Origin of the sequence: Streptomyces sp. CB03238 (assembly GCF_002099185.1) — a bacterium.
GTDB lineage: Bacteria > Actinomycetota > Actinomycetes > Streptomycetales > Streptomycetaceae > Streptomyces.
This window is the reverse complement of the sequence record NZ_NBCN01000045.1, coordinates 1-18,066: the sequence shown is the minus strand read 5'-3', so window position 1 is coordinate 18,066 and position 18,066 is coordinate 1. Positions and strand designations below refer to the sequence as shown.

Sequence of the window (18,066 nt, the reverse complement as noted above, 5' to 3'; positions counted from 1 at the left end):
GCGCGCCGTCCGGCCCTCAACCTGGCGGGCACCTGCCGCACGCCCGCGCCGCGGACCCGGGGGCTGTCCGGCCGCGGAGCTGCCCGCACCACCGTCCCGTCGCCCGTCGCCTGCACTGGGCACGCGCCCGAGCCGCCAGAGCGCTCGCCCGCGTCGGGGGCGTCCGCGCGCGGCGGGCGAGTAGCGGGTGACCGATCGGCCATCGAGCGGCGGTGACCGGCCAAACCGTGCACAGATGTACGTAAAGAACGGCCGGCCACCCGGGCTCTGTCCACAGGCGGCGGACCGGCATCGTGCCAGCCATTAGTGTGGGCCTCCGTCCGAGACGCTCCAACGCCCCCCGCGGGCGACCCCCCGGCCGGAGGGCCCGTAACCCGATGTCCGCCACCACAGCCGCGTTCACCCCCGCTTCCCCCACCCAGCAGCCCGAGTTCCCGCGGCACGTCGTCACCGCCGTGCTCGTGTCCCACGACGGCGCCCGGTGGCTGCCGGACGTCCTCGCCGGGCTGCTCGGTCAGGAACGTCCCGTACAGAACGTCATCGCCGCCGACACCGGCAGCGCCGACGACTCCGCGCGGCTGGTCACCGAGGCCATCGGCGACGACCGGGTGCTGCACCTCGCGCGGCGTACGGGCTTCGGCGCCGCCGTCGACGAGGCCGCCCGTACGGCGCCCGTCCTCGGCCCCGAGGAGCTGCCGTACCTGAAGCGGCCCAGCGGCTGGGACCCGGTCAGCAGGACCTGGCGCGACGAGGCGTACGACATGCCCGAGCTGCCGCACGGCGAGCCCGTCCAGTGGCTCTGGCTGCTGCATGACGACGCCGCGCCCGAGCCAGGCGCCCTCGCCGAGCTGCTGCGCGTGGCGGACGGCGACGAGTACGCGGCGATCGTCGGGCCCAAGCTGCGCGGCTGGTACGACCGCAAGCAGCTCCTCGAGGTGGGCGTCTCCATCGCCAACAGCGGCCGCCGCTGGACCGGCCTGGACCGGCGCGAGCAGGACCAGGGCCAGCACGACCAGGTCCGCTCCGTCCTGTCCGTCTCCAGCGCCGGCATGCTCATCCGCCGCGACGTTTTCGAGGAGCTCGGCGGTTTCGACCGGCGCCTGCCCCTGATGCGTGACGACGTCGACCTGTGCTGGCGTGCCCACTCCGCCGGCCACCGCGTCCTCGTCGCCCCCGACGCCGTCCTCCGGCACGCCGAGGCGTCCGCGCGCGAGCGGCGCACCGTCGACTGCGCGGGCCGCTCCGTCGCCAGCCCGCACCGTGTCGACAAGGCGGGCGCCGTCTACACGCTGCTCGCCAACGCGCGCGGCATCGCCTTGCCCTGGGTCCTGCTCCGCCTCGTCGTCGGCACCCTCCTCCGTACCCTCGCCTACCTCGTCGGCAAGGCGCCCGGCCAGGCCGTCGACGAAGTCATGGGTCTGTTCGGCACATTGCTGCGGCCCGAGCGGATCATCGCGGCCCGCCGCAGAAGGAGCCGGCGGGCCGTGGACGCGGCCGAACTGCGCCCGCTGTTCCCGCCGCCCGGCGCCACCGTGCGCGCCACCGTCGAACAGGTCATGTCCAACTTCGGCGGCACGGACGCCGATTCGGGCGGCTCACGGCACGGCGCGGTCGAGTCGGGCCCCGGCGGGGACGACGCCGACTACCTGGAGATCGAGCAGTTCGCCCGCCTCAAGAAGATCGCCCGCAAGCCGGGCCCGGTCCTCTTCGCCCTGCTGCTGGTCGTGTCGGTGGTGGCGTGCCGCGGCCTGTTCGGCGGCGGCTCCCTCGCGGGCGGCGCGCTGCTGCCCGTCCCCGACGGAGTCGGGGAGCTGTGGGGCCGGTACGCGGACGCGTGGCACCCGCTCGGCACCGGCGGCACGCAGACCGCCCCGCCGTACCTCGCGGTCCTCGCCGCCCTCTCCGCCGTGTTCCTCGGCTCCACCGGCCTCGCCCTCACCGTGCTGCTCGTCTGCTCGGTGCCGCTGGCCGGCATCACCGCGTACTTCGCCTCCCGCTCCCTGGTCCAGTCCCGGCTCCTGCGCGCCTGGGGAGCCGTCGCCTACGCCTTCCTGCCCGCCGGCACCGGCGCCCTGGCCACCGGGCGGCTCGGCACGGCCGTCCTCGCGGTCCTGCTGCCGCTGATCGCCCGGGCCGCCGTCGCCGCGCACGGACTGCGCGGGGGCGGACGCGGCAGCTGGCGCGCCACCTGGGCGTACGCCTTCCTGCTCACCTTCACCATGGCCTTCACGCCCGTCGTCTGGCCGCTGGCGGTCGTCCTCGGGGTGGCGGTCCTGGCGCTGCGGCGCGACGACATCGTCGCGTACGGGCTGCGCTTCGTCGCCGCCGTCGGCACGCCGCTGCTGCTGCTCGCCCCCTGGTCCCTGTCCCTGCTGACCGACCCGGCCGCCTTCTTCAAGGAGGCCGGGATGGAGTTCGGTACGGGGGCGGCGACCCCGCTCGACCTGCTCGGCATCTCTCCGGGCGGGCCCAGGGCCGCCGACGGGCTCGTCCTGATCGGCCTGGTCCTGGCGGCGCTCGCGGCCCTGCTCCGCGCGGAGCGGCAGTTCGCGATCCGTACGGCGTGGGTCACGGCCGTCGTCGCCCTCCTCTTCGCGGTGCTCGTCAACGGCTCCGGCGACGGCTCCGGCTGGGCCGGGCCCGCCACCCTCGTGTACGGCATCGCGCTGCTGGCCGCCGGCATGCTCGGCGCGGAGGGCGGCCGTACGCGCGTCGCCTCCCAGAGCTTCGGCTGGCGCCAGCCCGTCGCCGTGCTGATCGCCCTGGCCGCCGCCGGCGGCCCGGTGATCTGCGCGGCCGGCTGGATGATCGGCGGCGCTGCCGGTCCCCTGGAGCGGCGCGACCCGGTCCAGGTGCCCGCGTTCGTCGCGGAGGAGAGCGGCACCCGTGACCAGCCGCGCACCCTGGTCCTGGGCGGCGCCTCGTCCGCCGAGGTCCCGTACACCCTGGTCCGCGGCTCGGGCGCCCGCCTCGGCGACGCCGAACTGGCCGCGGCGGGCGGCGGCGACGCGCGCCTCGACAAGGTCGTCGCGCACCTGGTGGCCGGTTCCGGCGCGGACCAGACGGACCAGCTGAGCGGCTTCGCGATCCGGTACGTCCTGGTACGGGACGGGGCGCCGCGCCAGATGAGCCGCGTCCTGGACGCCACGCCGGGGCTCACCCGGCTCAGCCAGCTGGACGGCAGCGCCCTGTGGCGGGTGGACCGCCAGGTCGCGCGGGCCACCATCGTCCCGGGCGGCGACGGCAAGGGCGAGCGGCTGCCGGTCGCCTCCGGGCCCGTCGAGGCGCACACCGAGATCCCGTCGGGCGGCGCCGGCCGCGTCCTGCGCATCGCGGACCGCGCGGACGACGGCTGGCAGGCGAAGATCGACGGCCGGCCGCTGAAGAAGACGGTCGTCGACGGCTGGGCGCAGGGCTTCGAGCTGCCCGCCGAAGGCGGGCGCCTGGACCTGACGTACGACAACCCCGTCACCCACACCGCCTGGATCTGGACGCAGGTCTTCCTCGCCGTGGTCCTCCTGGTGCTGGCCCTGCCGGGGCGGCGCCGGGACGTGGACGACGACCTGCCGGAGGAGGAGCAGCCCGCCGTGACCGCCGAGGACCTGGCGGGCGACGGCCGCCGGGCGCGCCGGCTGCGGGCGGCGGCCGCCGCCGAGGCCGCGGAGGGCGGCCCGGAGACGGCTTCCGAGGGCGGGCCGGCCGCCGGGTCCGTACCGCCCGTACCGGACACCGATCCGTACGCGGCGCAGACCGTGGACGGGGTGCCGCAGCAGCCCTCCTACGGCGAGTGGGCGGACGGCCAGGCGTACGCCGCCTACCCGGCCGACCCGGCACAGCAGCAGTACCAGGCCGACCCGTACTACCAGCAGCAATACCCGCAGTACGGCCAGTACGAGCAGTACCAGCAGCCGTACGAGCAGGGCCAGTACGACGAGCAGTACCCGCCGGGCCAGTACGAGCAGCAGCAGTACGGCTACGAGTACGAAAACGAGCAGCGTCCCGACGGGAGCAGCAACCAGTGAACCGGACGACCCTCTCCCTCGCCGCCGCCGTCACCGCCCTCGCCGCGGTCACCGGTTTCGCTGCCCTGTCCGCCCCGGAGGGCGACACCGGGACGGTGACGAACGCCGTCCTCCCGGCGCGGCTCCCGGTCGAGCGCTCCACCCTGCTGTGCCCGGCACCGAGCAACTCCGAGGTCGCCGAGACCGTGTACACCTCGTTCACGCCGGTGGGCGAGGGCGAGGGCGCCGGCCAGGCGGAGCTGAAGCCGTCCGCCGCCACCGCGGACGAGACGACGGCGGACCCCAGGAAGGCGAGTACGGCCAAGAAGGCCCCCGCCGCCGACAAGCCCGTCGTCGCCCTCACCCAGCCCGGCAAGCCGGTCTCCGCCGAGGCCGACGGCGGCGACGCGCCCGCCCTGGTCGGCTCGGCCTCCGGGCGGCTCGCCCCGGGCTGGACCGCGCAGCAGACCACCAAGGTCCCGGCGGGCGGCGGGCGCGGCATGCTGGGCGTCAGCTGCACGGCGCCCGACACGGACTTCTGGTTCCCCGGCGCCTCGACCGCCGCGCAGCGCGCGGACTACGTCCACCTCACCAACCCCGACGACACGGCCACCGTCGTCGACATCGAGCTGTACGGGCCGAACGGCGCCCTGAAGACGCAGCTCACGGAGGGCATCACGGTCCCGGCCCGGTCGAGCGTGCCCGTCCTGTTGTCCACCCTGACGACCGACCCGGCCGCCGAGGACGTCACGGTCCACGTCGCCACCCGCAGCGGGCGGGTGGGCGCGGTGGTGCGCTCCGCCGACGAGAAGCTCGGCAGCGACTGGCTGCCCGCGTCGGCCGACCCGGCCGGGACGCTGGTCCTGCCCGGCATCCCGGCGGACGCCACGTCGGTACGGCTGGTGGCGTACGCGCCCGGCGAGGACGACGCCCAGCTGAAGGTGCAGCTGGCGAGCCCGACCGGCACGATCGTCCCGGCCGAGGCGCGGGAGCTGCACGTCAAGTCGGGGATGACGGCGGCCGTCGACCTCAAGGACGTCACGCGCGGCGAGGCCGGGTCGCTGCTGCTGTCCCCGGCGCAGAAGGGGCGGGCCACCCCGGTGGTCGCCGCGCTGCGCGTCGTGCGTGGCAAGGGCGGCGACCAGGAGGTGGCGTTCATCCCGGCGACCGGGCCGGTGGGGGAGCGGGCGACGGCGGCGGACAACCGGGCCGAGGGCACCACCCTGTCGCTGACGGCGCCCGGCGAGACCGCCGAGGTCAAGGTCACCGCCTCGGCGGGCACCGGGGGCGGTACGCCGGCCACCAAGACGTACACGGTCAAGGGCGGTACGACGCTGGCGGTCGCGCCGCCGGTGCCGGCCGGGCTGAAGGGCTCGTACGCGCTGACCGTCGAGACGGTCTCGGGCGGCCCGGTGCACGCGGCGCGCACGCTGGCCGAGCCGGACGACGGCATCCCGATGTTCACGGTCCAGACCCTCGCCGACGACAGGGGCACGGTGGAGGTCCCCACGGCCCGGCAGGACCTGTCGGTACTCGGGGACTGACCCCGCGGGCAGTTGTGGGCGGGGTGGGACACCTCCCCGCCCCCGGGTCCGGGCACTGGGTGTCCCGCCCCGCCCGGCGGTGCCGGACCGGTCCCGCCCCTGCGGCCAAGGGTCGGCCACGCGCTCCGTGGCGCGACCGCGTGACTAGTCCTGTCCGTACCGGGGGTCGACCGACTCGGGAGCGAGCCCGAGCAGCTCGGCGACCTGTTCGACCACGACCTCGTGGACGAGCAGGGCCCGCTCGTCACGGTTCTTGGCGCGCAGCTCGACCGGCCGCCGGTAGACGATGACCCGCGCCGGCCGGTCGCGCCCGGCCGGGACCGAGATGCCGAGCGGCACGGACTCGTCGGGCGACACCGGTACTTCCAGTACGAGGAAGTCGACGTCGGCCAGCTGTGGCCAGCGCCGCTCCAGCCGTTCCACCGAGTCCTCCACCAGGTCACGGAAGGTGTCCGCGCGCGTGGCGGAGAGCGGTACCTGGGGCGGGGCGACGGGCCCGCGCATGCCGCGGCCGTGCCGGTCTCGGCGGCGCGGCCGGGGCTCGGCCGGGCGGGGCGGTACGGGACTGTCCATCACTGAGGCAGCGTAGCTCTCCCCGGCGTATGACGATCGGGCTGCGCGCCACGCCCACGGCGTGTCGTTATTTGAGCATTCCGGCGACGCTTCGGCGCGATCCGGCAGGACGGACCGATCGGTCAGCTCGTCGGGATTGATCGGATACGTTCGGGGTGGCGTTCGGTACGCCGACCGCCCACACCCCCGGATCAGCCGTTCCCCGCAGGTCAGCCGAGCGATTCCGGAGGCCTCTGTGCGGGACGTCACACCGCGACACGGGCGAGTGACCTGGTGGAGAGTCGTCGCGGCCCGCTCAAGAGTGCGGTACCGTCCAACGTCGTGAGCCCTGTACGTCGCTGTTCGCGCACCGCGTGCGGCCGCCCTGCCGTCGCGACACTGACGTACGTCTATGCCGACTCGACTGCGGTCCTCGGCCCGCTCGCCACCTACGCCGAACCCCACTGCTACGACCTGTGCGCCGAGCACAGCGAGCGCCTGACCGCGCCACGCGGCTGGGAGGTCGTCCGGCTCTCGGACGGCTCCGCGCCCGCCCGCCCCAGCGGTGACGATCTCGAAGCGCTCGCCAACGCCGTACGCGAAGCGGCCCGCCCCCAGGAACGCGCGGCGCAGGCCGGCGGCAAGCCCGGCGGCCGTGCCGGGGACCCGGTGGAGGTCGGCCGCCGCGGGCATCTGCGGGTGCTGCGCTCTCCCGACTCCTGACCGCCTGCCCCCTACGGGTAGTTTGTGTGCTCCACTTCGGGTGGACACACAGGGCTTGCAGGAGGGTGCGGGGAAGTGACAGCTGATCTGTCTGGGATCGTGAAGGCGTACGACGTCCGCGGAGTGGTGCCGGATCAGTGGGACGAGCCGCTGGCGGAGCTCTTCGGCGCGGCGTTCGTCGAGGTGACCGGCGCCGACGCGATCGTCGTGGGCCACGACATGCGCCCCTCGTCGCCCGGCCTGTCCGGCGCGTTCGCGCGCGGCGCGGCACGGCGGGGCGCGGACGTCACGCTGATCGGCCTGTGCTCCACGGACCAGCTGTACTTCGCCTCGGGGCGCTTCGGACTCCCGGGCGCGATGTTCACGGCGTCGCACAACCCGGCCCAGTACAACGGCATCAAGATGTGCCGCGCGGGCGCGGCGCCCGTCGGCCAGGACACGGGCCTCGCGGAGATCCGCGCGCTCGCGGAGAAGTGGCTGGAGACGGGCGTCCCCGACGCGGCGGCCACGCCCGGCACGCTCACCGAGCGGGACACCCTCACCGACTACGCCGCCCACCTGAAGACCCTGGTGGACCTCACGTCCATCCGGCCGCTGAAGGTCGTGGTCGACGCGGGCAACGGCATGGGCGGCCACACGGTCCCCACCGTCTTCGAGGGCCTGCCTCTGGACCTGGTGCCGATGTACTTCGAGCTGGACGGCACCTTCCCCAACCACGAGGCCAACCCGCTGGACCCGGCCAACCTCGTGGACCTGCAGCGGCGGGTACGCGAGGAGGGCGCGGACCTGGGCCTGGCCTTCGACGGCGACGCCGACCGCTGCTTCGTGGTGGACGAGAAGGGCGACCCGGTGTCCCCGTCGGCGGTCACGGCCCTGGTCGCGGCGCGCGAGCTGGCCAGGAACGGCGGCACCGGAACGATCATCCACAACCTGATCACGTCGTGGTCCGTCCCCGAGGTCGTCCGCGAGAACGGCGGGACGCCTGTGCGCACCCGGGTCGGCCACTCCTTCATCAAGGAGGAGATGGCCCGTACCGGCGCGATCTTCGGCGGTGAGCACTCCGCGCACTACTACTTCCGCGACTTCTGGAACGCCGACACCGGCATGCTGGCCGCCCTCCACGTCCTGGCCGCCCTGGGCGGCCAGACCGGACCGCTGTCCCGCCTGGTCTCCTCGTACGACCGCTACGCCGGCTCCGGCGAGATCAACTCCACGGTCGCCGACCAGCCCGGTCGCACGGCGGCGGTACGCGAGGCCTTCGCCTCCCGCCCCGGCATCACCACCGACGAGCTCGACGGCCTCACGGTCACGTCCCCGGACTGGTGGTTCAACCTCCGCCCCTCCAACACGGAACCGCTGCTGCGCCTGAACGTCGAAGCCCGCGACGAACCGACGATGGCCCGGCTCCGCGACGAGGTCCTCACCCTCATCCGCACCCCCTAGCACCCCGGAGTCCGGGGGGCGGGGGCCGGTTCCCGGAAGCGGGGCTCCCCGTGCGCCTCGGGCAAGGCGTACGGGGGAGGGACGGGCGACAAGACCCCGCCCCCGCCAACGCCGCATCCCCCGCCCCCCAGCGGTAGGCTGACGTGGCCCGACGCTCACCACCAAGGGCCCACCGGACCGCCCACCACCCGCCACCCACCCGCCCGAAGGGACCACCTCATGCCGCTCGAAGCCGGCCTCCTGGAGATCCTCGCCTGCCCGGCCTGCCGCGCCCCGCTCAGCGACCGCACGGCAGCCGAGGACCCCGAGCTCATCTGCACCGGCGAGGACTGCGGCCTGGCGTACCCCGTACGGGACGGCATCCCGGTCCTCCTCGTGGACGAGGCCCGCCGCCCCGCCTGACGGCGCACCCGCGAAGGGCGCCGCTCACCCCGGCGCCGCGCCGAACCGCACACCATCCTGCACGGCGATCGGAGGCCCCACCTCATGCTCGACGAGACGCTGCTCGACGACCCGGACGCCCTGGCCCGAGTCGACCGCCGCGGTCTCCTCCGCGGGGCCGCCGAAGCCGGCGCTCGCGTACGCACGGCCGCCCGCCACGCCGCCGAGGCCGGCGTCACCGAGCTGAACCCCGAAGGCCGCCCCCGCGCGATCCTCATCGCCGGCCCCGGCACCGCGGCCGCCGGCGTCGCCGACATGGTGGCCGCCCTGGCCGGTGCCTCCGCGCCCGTCGCCCGGCTGCACTCCACCGGCGTGGCAGCCGCTCCCGGGGCCCTCCGCTGGACCCTCCCGGGGTGGGCCGGCTCCGTGGACCTGCTCCTGATCACCACCACCGACGGCAGCGAACCCGGCCTCGCCCTCCTCGCCGAGCAGGCCTACCGCCGCGGCGTCACCGTCGTCGCCGTCGCCCCCCGTCGCTCCCCGCTCGCCGAGGCCGTCGACGATACGCACGGCCTGGTCGTGCCGATGGCGACCGCCCCCCACGAGCTGACCGAGGAAGAGGCGCAGGAGGCGAGCCCCGCCGCCCTGTGGGCGCTGTTCACGCCGTTCCTCGCCCTGCTCGACCGGGTGGGCCTCGTCAACGCGCCCGCCGACACCCTCCAGAAGGTCGCCGACCGCCTGGACCGCACCGCCGAACGCTGCGGCCCGGCCGTCGCCACGTACAGCAACCCCGCCAAGACCCTCGCCGCCGAACTCGCCGACACCCTCCCGATCATCTGGACCGAGGGAGCGACCGCCGCGCCGATCGGCCGCCGGTTCGCCGCCGTACTGGCAGAGCTGGCCGGCCGCCCGGCCTTCGCGGCCGAACTGCCGGAGGCGCTCGCCGCCCACGGAGGCCTCCTCTCGGGCGACTTCGCGGCCGGCGCCGACCCCGACGACTTCTTCCGCGACCGCGTCGAGGAGCGCCAGGCCCTGCACGCCCGGGTCGTACTGCTCCGCGACCGCCCGGTGGGCGGCCTCACCGCCGCGCCGGCCGCCCGCGAACTCGCCCTCAGCCACGACACGACCATCAGCGAACTCGAACCGGAGGACGTCGGGCCCGACAGCGGTGGAGCCGACAGCACTGGGCCCGACAGCGCCGGGTCCGACAGCACTGGGGCCGACAGGGGTACGACCGGCAACGGTACGACCGACCTGGAAGGGTTCGCGGAGCTGCTCGCGGTGACGGACTTCGCGGCCGTCTACCTGGCGTTGACGTCCCGCCTCAACACCCCCTGACGCCCCGCCCGTCCACCCCCTCCCGTCCACCCCCGTCCCCCGCGCCCCATCCCCCACCGTCCCCCCTCCCCCCGTCCCCGCCCACCGCCCTCCCTCCCTCGGGCGGCCGCAAGCAAAGACGCAAGGAAAGACGACGCATGGACCGCCTCTCCAACACCGTCCGCCCGTACGCCTGGGGCTCCTCGACGGCCATCCCGGAACTGCTCGGCGTCGCCCCCACCGGCGAGCCCCAGGCCGAGATGTGGATGGGCGCCCACCCCGGCGCCCCCTCCCGCGTCACCCGCGCCACCGACGCCGGACCCGCCGGACCCGCCGAACAACCGCTCTCCGCCCTCATCGAGGCCGACCCGGAACGCGAACTCGGCCCCGCCACCGTCGCCAAGTTCGGCCCCCACCTGCCCTTCCTCCTCAAGATCCTCGCGGCCGCCGCCCCCCTCTCCCTCCAGGTCCACCCGGACCTCGCCCAGGCTCAGGAGGGGTACGCCGCCGAAGAACGCGCCGGGATCCCCATCGACGCGCCCCACCGCAACTACAAGGACCCCAACCACAAGCCCGAACTCATCTGCGCCCTCACCCCCTTCGAGGGCTTCTGCGGCTTCCGCGCCCCCGACCGGACCGCCGAGCTGCTCGCCGCGCTCGACGTCGACTCCCTCAAGCCGTACGTCGATCTCCTGCACGCCCACCCCGAGGACGCCGCCCTCCGCGAGGTCCTGACGGCCGTCCTGTCCGCCGATCCCGCCGACATGGCGGCCACCGTCACCGAGACCGCCGCCGCCTGCGACCGCCTCGGCGGCGCCCACGCCCCGTACGCCGTCCTCGCGCACCACTTCCCCGGCGACCCGGGCGTCCTCGCCGCCATGCTGCTCAACCACGTCCGGCTCCAGCCCGGCGAGGCGCTCTACCTCGGAGCCGGAGTCCCGCACGCGTACCTCGGCGGCCTCGGCGTCGAGATCATGGCGAACTCGGACAACGTCCTGCGCTGCGGCCTGACCCCCAAGCACGTGGACGTCCCGGAACTCCTCCGCGTCGTACGCTTCGAAGCGAGCGACCCGGGCGTCCTGCGCCCCGAGGCATCGCCCTCCGGCGAAGAGGTCTACGAAACGCCGGTCGACGAGTTCCGCCTCTCCCGTTACGTACGGCCCGAAGGCGCCACCCCCGTCGACATCACCGCGCCCACCCCCCAGATCGTCCTCGCCACCTCCGGCGCCCCGCAGACCAACGACCTGACCCTCACCCCGGGCCGGTCCGTCTTCATCCCGGCAGGCGAAAAGGCCGAACTGTCCGGTAAGGGCACGGCCTTCCGCGCCACAGTGGTGGCCTGACGTAACGCCCGCATCCGCTGCTGCAACAATGTGCCGCCGTACGAACCACCCCCCAGCAGCATCTAGGAAGGGACACCCGCACGCATGAGCGCGTCAGGCGGAACCAAGGCGATCGTGGCGGCGCTTGCCGCGAATCTGGCGATCGCTGTGGCCAAATTCGTGGCGTTCCTCTTCAGTGGTTCGTCCTCGATGCTCGCCGAGAGCGTGCACTCGCTCGCCGACTCCGGCAACCAGGGCCTGCTGCTCGTCGGCGGGAAGAAGGCCCAGCGCGAGGCCACGCCCCAGCACCCCTTCGGCTACGGCCGTGAGCGGTACATCTATGCCTTCCTCGTCTCGATCGTCCTCTTCTCCGTCGGTGGCATGTTCGCCATCTACGAGGGCTACGAGAAGATCAAGCACCCGCACGAGATCGAGGCCTGGTACTGGCCGGTCGGTGTCCTCGTCTTCGCGATCATCGCCGAGACCTTCTCCTTCCGGACCGCCATCAAGGAGTCCAACCAGGTCCGTGGCAACCTCTCCTGGAAGGAGTTCGTACGCCGCGCCAAGGCGCCCGAGCTCCCGGTCGTCCTCCTGGAGGACCTCGGCGCGCTGGTCGGCCTGATCCTGGCGCTCGTCGGCGTCAGCCTGGCGATCACCACCGGCAACGGCGTCTGGGACGGCATCGGCACCCTGTGCATCGGCGTCCTGCTCATCGTGATCGCGATCGTCCTGGCCGCCGAGACCAAGTCTCTGCTGCTCGGCGAGGCCGCCGGCGTCGACGAGGTCAAGAAGATCGAAGCGGCGCTCGTCGACAACGACACCGTCACCGGCATCATCCACATGCGTACGCTGCACCTCGGCCCCGAGGAACTGCTGGTCGCCGCGAAGATCGCCGTTCGGCACGAGGACACGGCGACCGAGATCGCGACGGCGATCGACGCCGCGGAGGACCGCATCCGTACCGCCGTACCGATCGCCCGGGTGATCTACCTGGAGCCGGACATCTACCGCGAGGCGAAGTCCGGCGGCGCCACCGCCCGCTGACGTGAGAAGGCCCCCAGGTCCCGAGGGACCGGGGGCCTTTCCTACACCGCGATCCGTTCCCCGATCCGTTCCCCGGCCCGTTCGCGCCGACGCCCGGACAGCCACCCGGTGAGCCCGAGCCCGCCCCCCGACGAACAGGGCGACGGCCCCGACGACCATCCCCAGACCGAGCAGCACCACAACCGTGCCGCTGTCCAGCACCCGCTCCTGCACGGCGGCCACCGGCACGGTCCCGCCGGGGCTGTCGTCGGTGAAGTAGCGCGAGTCCCGGGAGTTGCCGCGGCTGTCCCCGAGCATGAACAGCCGGCCCTCCGGCACCGTCACGTCGTACGCCATCCCGTCCCCGACCGGATCGCCGCCGCGGAGGTACGCCTCCACCAGCGGCTCCCCGTTCAGGGTCACCCTGGTGCCGTCGCTGACCACCCGGTCGCCACCGACCCCGATCACACGCTGCACCACGAGCGCGCCCTCGTACCGCTCCGGCATGCGATAGGCGACCACATCCCCACGCCGCACCTCCGACGGCCCGACCTTCTCGAAGAAGAACCGACTGCCCGCGCCGTACGTCGGCTCCATCGACGCCGAACCGAGCGTGTGCGCCGTGTACCCGCCCAGGAGGGCCAACACGGACCCCACGAGCAACACCACTCCCAGCGGAACCAGCACCCACCCGGCCAACCGCAGCCCACGCCCTGGTCTCATCCCCATCCCCTCCCTCCTGATGACGGGCGTCGATCCCGCCCAAGTGCCCCATGATCGTGCTTCCCCCACGCCCCCACAACCGCCCTCGGAAGCCCGGGTCCATCCCCCGCGTCCACGAACCGGCGCGCCGCCGGGATCCGGTCGCATCCTGGCGCCGGGCGGACTGTGGGTCGCCGGACCGATCGGTGTAGATTCGTGACCAGAGTCAGACGTCGCTGCTGATGGCGGTCGGGCGGTCCACGACGGACCGGCCGAGGGAGAGAGGGCCTCCGACGACTGCACTGCGGGTACCGGGCATCCTTGTGTCCAGCTACCTCGCAGAGCCAGCCGTACCCACCCTCGACCCAACACGAGGAGCAGCTCGAAATGACGACTGTCGCCAACCGACAGGACTTCAAGGTCGCCGATCTCTCCCTGGCCGAGTTCGGCCGCAAGGAGATCACCCTCGCCGAGCACGAGATGCCGGGCCTGATGGCGATCCGCAAGGAGTACGCCGAGTCCCAGCCGCTCGCCGGCGCCCGCATCACCGGCTCGCTGCACATGACGGTGCAGACGGCCGTTCTGATCGAGACGCTGGTCGCCCTCGGCGCGCAGGTCCGCTGGGCGTCGTGCAACATCTTCTCCACCCAGGACCACGCCGCTGCCGCGATCGCGGTCGGCCCGAACGGCACCCCGGACGACCCCCAGGGTGTCCCGGTCTTCGCCTGGAAGGGCGAGACGCTGGAGGAGTACTGGTGGTGCACGGAGCAGGCTCTGACCTGGCCGAACACCCCCACCGGCGGCCCGAACATGATCCTGGACGACGGTGGTGACGCCACCCTCCTCGTGCACAAGGGCGTCGAGTTCGAGAAGGCCGGCGAGGCCCCGGACCCGTCCACCGCGGACAGCGAGGAGTACGGCTACATTCTCCGTCTCCTCAACCGCACCCTTGCTGAGAACCCGCAGAAGTGGACCCGCCTGGCCTCGGAGATCCGTGGTGTGACGGAGGAGACCACGACGGGTGTCCACCGCCTCTACGAGATGCACCGCGACGGCACCCTGCTGTTCCCGGCCATCAACGTCAACGACGCCGTCACCAAGTCGAAGTTCGACAACAAGTACGGCTGCCGCCACTCGCTGGTCGACGGCATCAACCGCGCCACCGACGTCCTGATCGGCGGCAAGGTCGCCGTGGTCTGCGGCTACGGCGACGTCGGCAAGGGCTGCGCCGAGTCCCTCCGAGGCCAGGGCGCCCGGGTGATCATCACCGAGATCGACCCGATCTGCGCGCTGCAGGCGGCGATGGACGGCTACCAGGTCACCACCCTCGACGACGTCGTCGAGACCGCCGACATCTTCATCACCACCACCGGCAACAAGGACATCATCATGGCCGCGGACATGGCCAAGATGAAGCACCAGGCGATCGTCGGGAACATCGGCCACTTCGACAACGAGATCGACATGGCTGGCCTGGCCCAGATCCCGGGCATCGTCAAGGACGAGGTCAAGCCGCAGGTCCACACCTGGACGTTCCCCGACGGCAAGAAGATCATCGTGCTGTCGGAGGGCCGCCTGCTGAACCTGGGCAACGCCACCGGTCACCCGTCGTTCGTGATGTCCAACAGCTTCGCGGACCAGACGCTGGCCCAGATCGAGCTGTTCACCAAGCCCGAGGAGTACCCGACCGACGTCTACGTGCTGCCCAAGCACCTCGACGAGAAGGTCGCCCGCCTGCACCTGGACGCGCTCGGCGTGAAGCTCACGACGCTCCGCCCCGAGCAGGCCGCCTACATCGGCGTCCAGGTCGAAGGCCCCTACAAGCCCGACCACTACCGCTACTGACGGCGCCCGTGCACTGACGCACGTCCGCAGCAGCCGGTGAACGGCAGCAGGCACCAGGCAGGCCCCCGCACCCCCGTGCCGGGGGCCTGCCCCGTACCGGGCGTCCCCCTACCGCCGATCCCGAGGACCCGAGGACCCATGCCCCGCGGCCGTTATTCGCTCCATGATCCGCACGATCACACCCCCCTCGGTGAAGAGCACTTCAACTGTGCACCCGGCCCCTCCGGCTGGCGCTACGTCTCCCAGATCACCACCCCCTCCGGCGATCACGCGGGCTCCGTCGACCTCACCCTCGACGACCTCGGCCGCCCCATCCGTCTCGAACTGCACGCCGCGAGCTGGCAGGTCCGTGGCGCCGCCCTCGACGGCGTCACCTGGGTCCGTACCGACCCCACCGGTACACACGCCACGGAAGGCAATGTGCGCGCCCACGCCTTCACCGGCACGTCCCCGGCGTTCCTCGTCGCGACATCCCGTCTGCTCCGCCTCACCCCCGGTTCTCCTCCCACCCGAGTCCGCCTCGTCGCCTTCACGGACCCGGTACTCGCACCCCTCACCGTCGACCAGTCGTGGGCCCTGATCAGAAGTGAAGCGCACACCACTGACAACGGCCCCCTGACCGTGGACGAATACCAGGTCAACGCCCTCGACACGGGCGAACAGCACACGGTCCACATCGCCGGCGACGTGGTCCTCGCCGCCCCCGGCATCGAGCTCGAGGACCTCGAGACCCCACCGTCGGTCTTCCCCTGAGGCCCTGAGGCCCTGAGGCCTTGAGGCTCTGAGGCCCTGAGGCCTACGCGGGTGGAGCGAACCCCGTAGCAGGCGGCGTGGCCCGACTGCCTTCACTTTCCGGCCGACCAGCCCCACCGCCACCGGCGACCCCACCAACCGCCGCCACCGGAGAACCGGCACCCACCGACGCCCGGCCCCCCGCCACCCAGGGCGCACCCCCGAACGCAGCCGCACCGCCCGCCGACGCCGCACCCCCCGACACCCAGGGCGCACCCCCCACCGCAGCCGCACCCGCCACCCCTGCCGCACCGCCCGCCGGTGCGAACGCCCGCCGGGCATCCCGCGCCTGCCGCTCGTTCACCACCGCGGCCAGAAACTCCGCCGCGGGCACCCCCGGCGGCGCAGGCGTACCCGTCCGGGCCACCAGCTCGTCGGCCAGCCGCTCCGCCAGCGCGCGCCCCACCGTGGCGTCGAGCTGCCGCATCCGCGTCAGGTACTGGCGTATCGCCAACCACAGGTCGTCCGGCACCGCCGACAGATCCAGCTGCGCGAACCGCCCGACGAGCCAGGGCGGCGGAGGCGGAACAGCCATCGCCCGAGCCGCCGGAACCCGCTCGCGTACGACAAGCGTCCCGGCGAAGACATCACCGATTCGCCGCCCCCGAGCCGACACCAGGGACGCGATGCATGCCACGGCGCCGAACGTCATCAGGATCTCGACGACCCCCATCGCCCCACGCACCAACGCGTGCCGGAACCGGATCGGCCCCCCGTCGTCCCGCACCACCCGCAACCCGCACGCCAGCTTCCCGAGCGAACGCCCGTGGCTGAGCGTCTCCACCGCTATGGGCCCGCCCACCAGCACGAGCACAAAGGTCGCGATGGACACCGCCATGACGGCTGCTTCGTCCAAGGAGGCGGTGGCTATCGCCAGGCCGACGGATATCAAGAGGTACGCGGCCCAGACCACGACGAGGTCGATGGCAAGGGCCAGCGCCCGGCTGGGCAGCCTCGCCGGCTGCAAGCCGAGTACGACCGCGTCCCCCGTCACAACCCCGCTCACAGCGCCCACCCTTCTTCGACCTTCCCCAACCCCTTTGAACGCCAGTCTGCCAAGCTGACCACCAGCGCGCCGCAGTAGTACGAACCGTACGCACCAGTGCCTGGAGCAGCAGCCGATCATGGACCTCGACGTCTACGTCACCGCCCACCGCGCCGAATGGGACCGTCTGGACCACCTACTGCGCCGGGGCAGCCACCTCACCGGGGCCGAGGCCGACGAGCTGGTCGCTCTCTACCAGCGCACCGCCACCCATCTCTCCCTGATCCAGTCCAGTGCCCCGGACCCCATGCTCACCGCCCGGCTCACCCAGCTGGTGGCCCGCGCACGCGCCACGGTCACAGGCACCCGCCGCGCCTCATGGCGCGACGCCGTCCGCTTCCTGACCGCCGGGTTCCCCGCGGCCGTCTATCGCTCACGGCACTGGTGGATCCCGACGGCAGTCCTGTCCACGCTCCTGGCCGCCGTCATCGGCTGGTGGATCGGCACCCATCCCGAGGTGCAGGCGTCCATCGCGGCCCCCGAGGAACTCCGACAGATGACCCGCCCCGGCGGGGAGTACGAGACGTACTACTCCAGCCACCCGGCCGCCTCCTTCGCCGCCCAGGTCTGGACGAACAACGCGCAAGCAGCGGCCATGTGCCTGGTCCTCGGCGCGTTCCTCTGCGTCCCCGTGCTGTGGATCCTCTTCCTCAACATGCTCAACCTGGGTGTCGGCATCGGCCTGATGTCCTCGGCGGGCCGCCTCGACACCTTCCTGGGACTCGTCCTCCCGCACGGCCTCCTCGAACTCACCGCCGTCTTCGTCGCCGCCGGCACCGGTCTCCGCCTCGGCTGGACCCTCATCGACCCCGGCCCTTTGTCCCGCAGGACAGCACTGGCCCAGCAGGGCCGCGCTGCCCTTGGCATGGCGCTCGGCCTGGCCCTGGTCCTCTTCGTCTCGGGCGTGATCGAGGGTTTCGTCACCCCCTCAGGCCTCCCGACCTGGGCCCGCATCAGCATCGGCATCGCGGCTGAGCTGGCATTTCTTGCGTACGTGTACGTCCTCGGTGGCCGCGCGGCCAGAGCCGGCGAAACCGGCGACGTCGAGTCCCCCGACCGCAGCGCCGAGCTGCCCACCGCCGCCTGATGTGCGTACGACCCACCTGACCTGCTAGTCTCCTCTTCGCCCACCAAAGCCGTTGACACGGCTGACGTGGGGAGGTAGATTTGAACGGTTGCCCCGGACTGGACAAGTTCGAGCGCGAACGTTAGAGTCTCTCTCGCTCCGGTCGGAATTGATTTCCACGGAGCCAATCCGATTCCTCATCCGAATCACGAACGTCGATTAGCTCGGCGGAAATGATTCTGATAAAGTCGGACCAGCCGAAAGGCAAAGGCCCTCCAACGGCCACCGGGAACTGAATCCGAACCGGAAA

General features: G+C 72.8%; 13 protein-coding genes and 1 pseudogene. 11 read left to right on the top strand and 3 right to left on the bottom strand.

All coding sequences use genetic code 11. The features are described 5' to 3' along the window. The first annotated feature begins 377 nt into the window (after nucleotides 1-377). Nucleotides 378-4,022: a glycosyltransferase gene (locus tag BKD26_RS38045; RefSeq protein ID WP_084907719.1), complete on the top strand. Its 3,645-nt coding sequence runs from the start codon at nucleotides 378-380 to the stop codon at nucleotides 4,020-4,022. After that, nucleotides 4,019-5,545 carry a DUF5719 family protein gene (locus BKD26_RS38040; protein ID WP_084907717.1) on the top strand — a complete coding sequence of 509 codons (1,527 nt, stop codon included), beginning with the start codon at nucleotides 4,019-4,021 and terminating at the stop codon, nucleotides 5,543-5,545. The genes BKD26_RS38045 and BKD26_RS38040 overlap by 4 nt, the downstream gene beginning before the upstream one ends. 144 nt (nucleotides 5,546-5,689) lie before the next feature. Here BKD26_RS38040 and BKD26_RS38035 read toward each other — a convergent pair whose 3' ends face one another. Then, on the bottom strand, nucleotides 5,690-6,118 hold the full coding sequence (locus BKD26_RS38035) for a metallopeptidase family protein (RefSeq protein WP_084907715.1): 429 nt from the start codon (nucleotides 6,116-6,118) through the stop codon (nucleotides 5,690-5,692). A 273-nt stretch (nucleotides 6,119-6,391) separates the two neighbouring features. On the opposite strand from BKD26_RS38035, the gene BKD26_RS38030 reads away from it, so the two are divergent. From BKD26_RS38030 to BKD26_RS38005, 6 genes are all read left to right on the top strand, one after another. Further along, complete coding sequence (locus BKD26_RS38030) at nucleotides 6,392-6,820, top strand: DUF3499 domain-containing protein (protein ID WP_073757778.1); 429 nt, start codon at nucleotides 6,392-6,394, stop codon at nucleotides 6,818-6,820. 75 nt (nucleotides 6,821-6,895) lie between these two features. Next, on the top strand, nucleotides 6,896-8,263 hold the full coding sequence (locus BKD26_RS38025) for a phosphomannomutase/phosphoglucomutase (protein WP_084907712.1): 1,368 nt from the start codon (nucleotides 6,896-6,898) through the stop codon (nucleotides 8,261-8,263). 219 nt (nucleotides 8,264-8,482) lie between these two features. Further along, a complete protein-coding gene (locus tag BKD26_RS38020; RefSeq protein WP_084907711.1) occupies nucleotides 8,483-8,665 on the top strand; it encodes a Trm112 family protein in 183 nt (60 codons plus the stop codon). 84 nt (nucleotides 8,666-8,749) lie between these two features. Further along, nucleotides 8,750-9,982 carry an SIS domain-containing protein gene (locus BKD26_RS38015; protein ID WP_084907709.1) on the top strand — a complete coding sequence of 411 codons (1,233 nt, stop codon included), beginning with the start codon at nucleotides 8,750-8,752 and terminating at the stop codon, nucleotides 9,980-9,982. A gap of 137 nt (nucleotides 9,983-10,119) precedes the next feature. Next, nucleotides 10,120-11,304 (top strand): mannose-6-phosphate isomerase, class I, encoded by a 1,185-nt coding sequence (manA, locus tag BKD26_RS38010; protein WP_084907708.1) that lies wholly within the window; start codon nucleotides 10,120-10,122, stop codon nucleotides 11,302-11,304. Nucleotides 11,305-11,388: 84 nt separating this feature from the next. Beyond that, entirely contained in the window at nucleotides 11,389-12,327 is a 939-nt protein-coding gene (locus BKD26_RS38005) for a cation diffusion facilitator family transporter (protein WP_084907706.1), read from the top strand. 213 nt (nucleotides 12,328-12,540) lie between these two features. Here the strand turns inward: BKD26_RS38005 and lepB are convergent. Continuing rightward, nucleotides 12,541-13,029: pseudogene (gene lepB, locus BKD26_RS38000) on the bottom strand (signal peptidase I); the annotation flags it as partial. Between the two features lie 366 nt (nucleotides 13,030-13,395). On the opposite strand from lepB, the gene ahcY reads away from it, so the two are divergent. Then, the gene (gene ahcY, locus BKD26_RS37990) at nucleotides 13,396-14,853 is read left to right on the top strand and encodes an adenosylhomocysteinase (protein ID WP_084907702.1); all 1,458 of its coding nucleotides are present in this window, start codon (nucleotides 13,396-13,398) and stop codon (nucleotides 14,851-14,853) included. A gap of 138 nt (nucleotides 14,854-14,991) precedes the next feature. Further along, nucleotides 14,992-15,606, top strand: a complete 615-nt coding sequence (locus BKD26_RS37985; RefSeq protein WP_084907700.1) for a hypothetical protein — start codon at nucleotides 14,992-14,994, stop codon at nucleotides 15,604-15,606. A 43-nt stretch (nucleotides 15,607-15,649) separates the two neighbouring features. On the opposite strand, the gene BKD26_RS37980 is transcribed toward BKD26_RS37985, so the two are convergent. Beyond that, a complete protein-coding gene (locus tag BKD26_RS37980) occupies nucleotides 15,650-16,651 on the bottom strand; it encodes an RDD family protein (RefSeq protein ID WP_179166866.1) in 1,002 nt (333 codons plus the stop codon). Nucleotides 16,652-16,769: 118 nt separating this feature from the next. Here BKD26_RS37980 and BKD26_RS37975 point away from each other — a divergent pair, with 118 nt between their 5' ends. Beyond that, nucleotides 16,770-17,777 carry a stage II sporulation protein M gene (locus tag BKD26_RS37975; protein ID WP_084907698.1) on the top strand — a complete coding sequence of 336 codons (1,008 nt, stop codon included), beginning with the start codon at nucleotides 16,770-16,772 and terminating at the stop codon, nucleotides 17,775-17,777. Nucleotides 17,778-18,066: the final 289 nt, after the last annotated feature.

What these genes read in the sequence shown, in the direction of transcription:
- BKD26_RS38020 (WP_084907711.1), top strand. Translation starts at nt 8,483, where the DNA reads ATGCCGCTCGAAGCCGGCCTCCTGGAGATCCTCGCCTGCCCGGCCTGC.
- BKD26_RS38035 (WP_084907715.1), bottom strand. Translation starts at nt 6,118, where the DNA reads ATGGACAGTCCCGTACCGCCCCGCCCGGCCGAGCCCCGGCCGCGCCGC.
- manA (WP_084907708.1), top strand. Translation starts at nt 10,120, where the DNA reads ATGGACCGCCTCTCCAACACCGTCCGCCCGTACGCCTGGGGCTCCTCG.
- BKD26_RS37985 (WP_084907700.1), top strand. Translation starts at nt 14,992, where the DNA reads ATGCCCCGCGGCCGTTATTCGCTCCATGATCCGCACGATCACACCCCC.
- BKD26_RS37975 (WP_084907698.1), top strand. Translation starts at nt 16,770, where the DNA reads ATGGACCTCGACGTCTACGTCACCGCCCACCGCGCCGAATGGGACCGT.
- BKD26_RS38005 (WP_084907706.1), top strand. Translation starts at nt 11,389, where the DNA reads ATGAGCGCGTCAGGCGGAACCAAGGCGATCGTGGCGGCGCTTGCCGCG.
- ahcY (WP_084907702.1), top strand. Translation starts at nt 13,396, where the DNA reads ATGACGACTGTCGCCAACCGACAGGACTTCAAGGTCGCCGATCTCTCC.
- BKD26_RS38045 (WP_084907719.1), top strand. Translation starts at nt 378, where the DNA reads ATGTCCGCCACCACAGCCGCGTTCACCCCCGCTTCCCCCACCCAGCAG.
- BKD26_RS38015 (WP_084907709.1), top strand. Translation starts at nt 8,750, where the DNA reads ATGCTCGACGAGACGCTGCTCGACGACCCGGACGCCCTGGCCCGAGTC.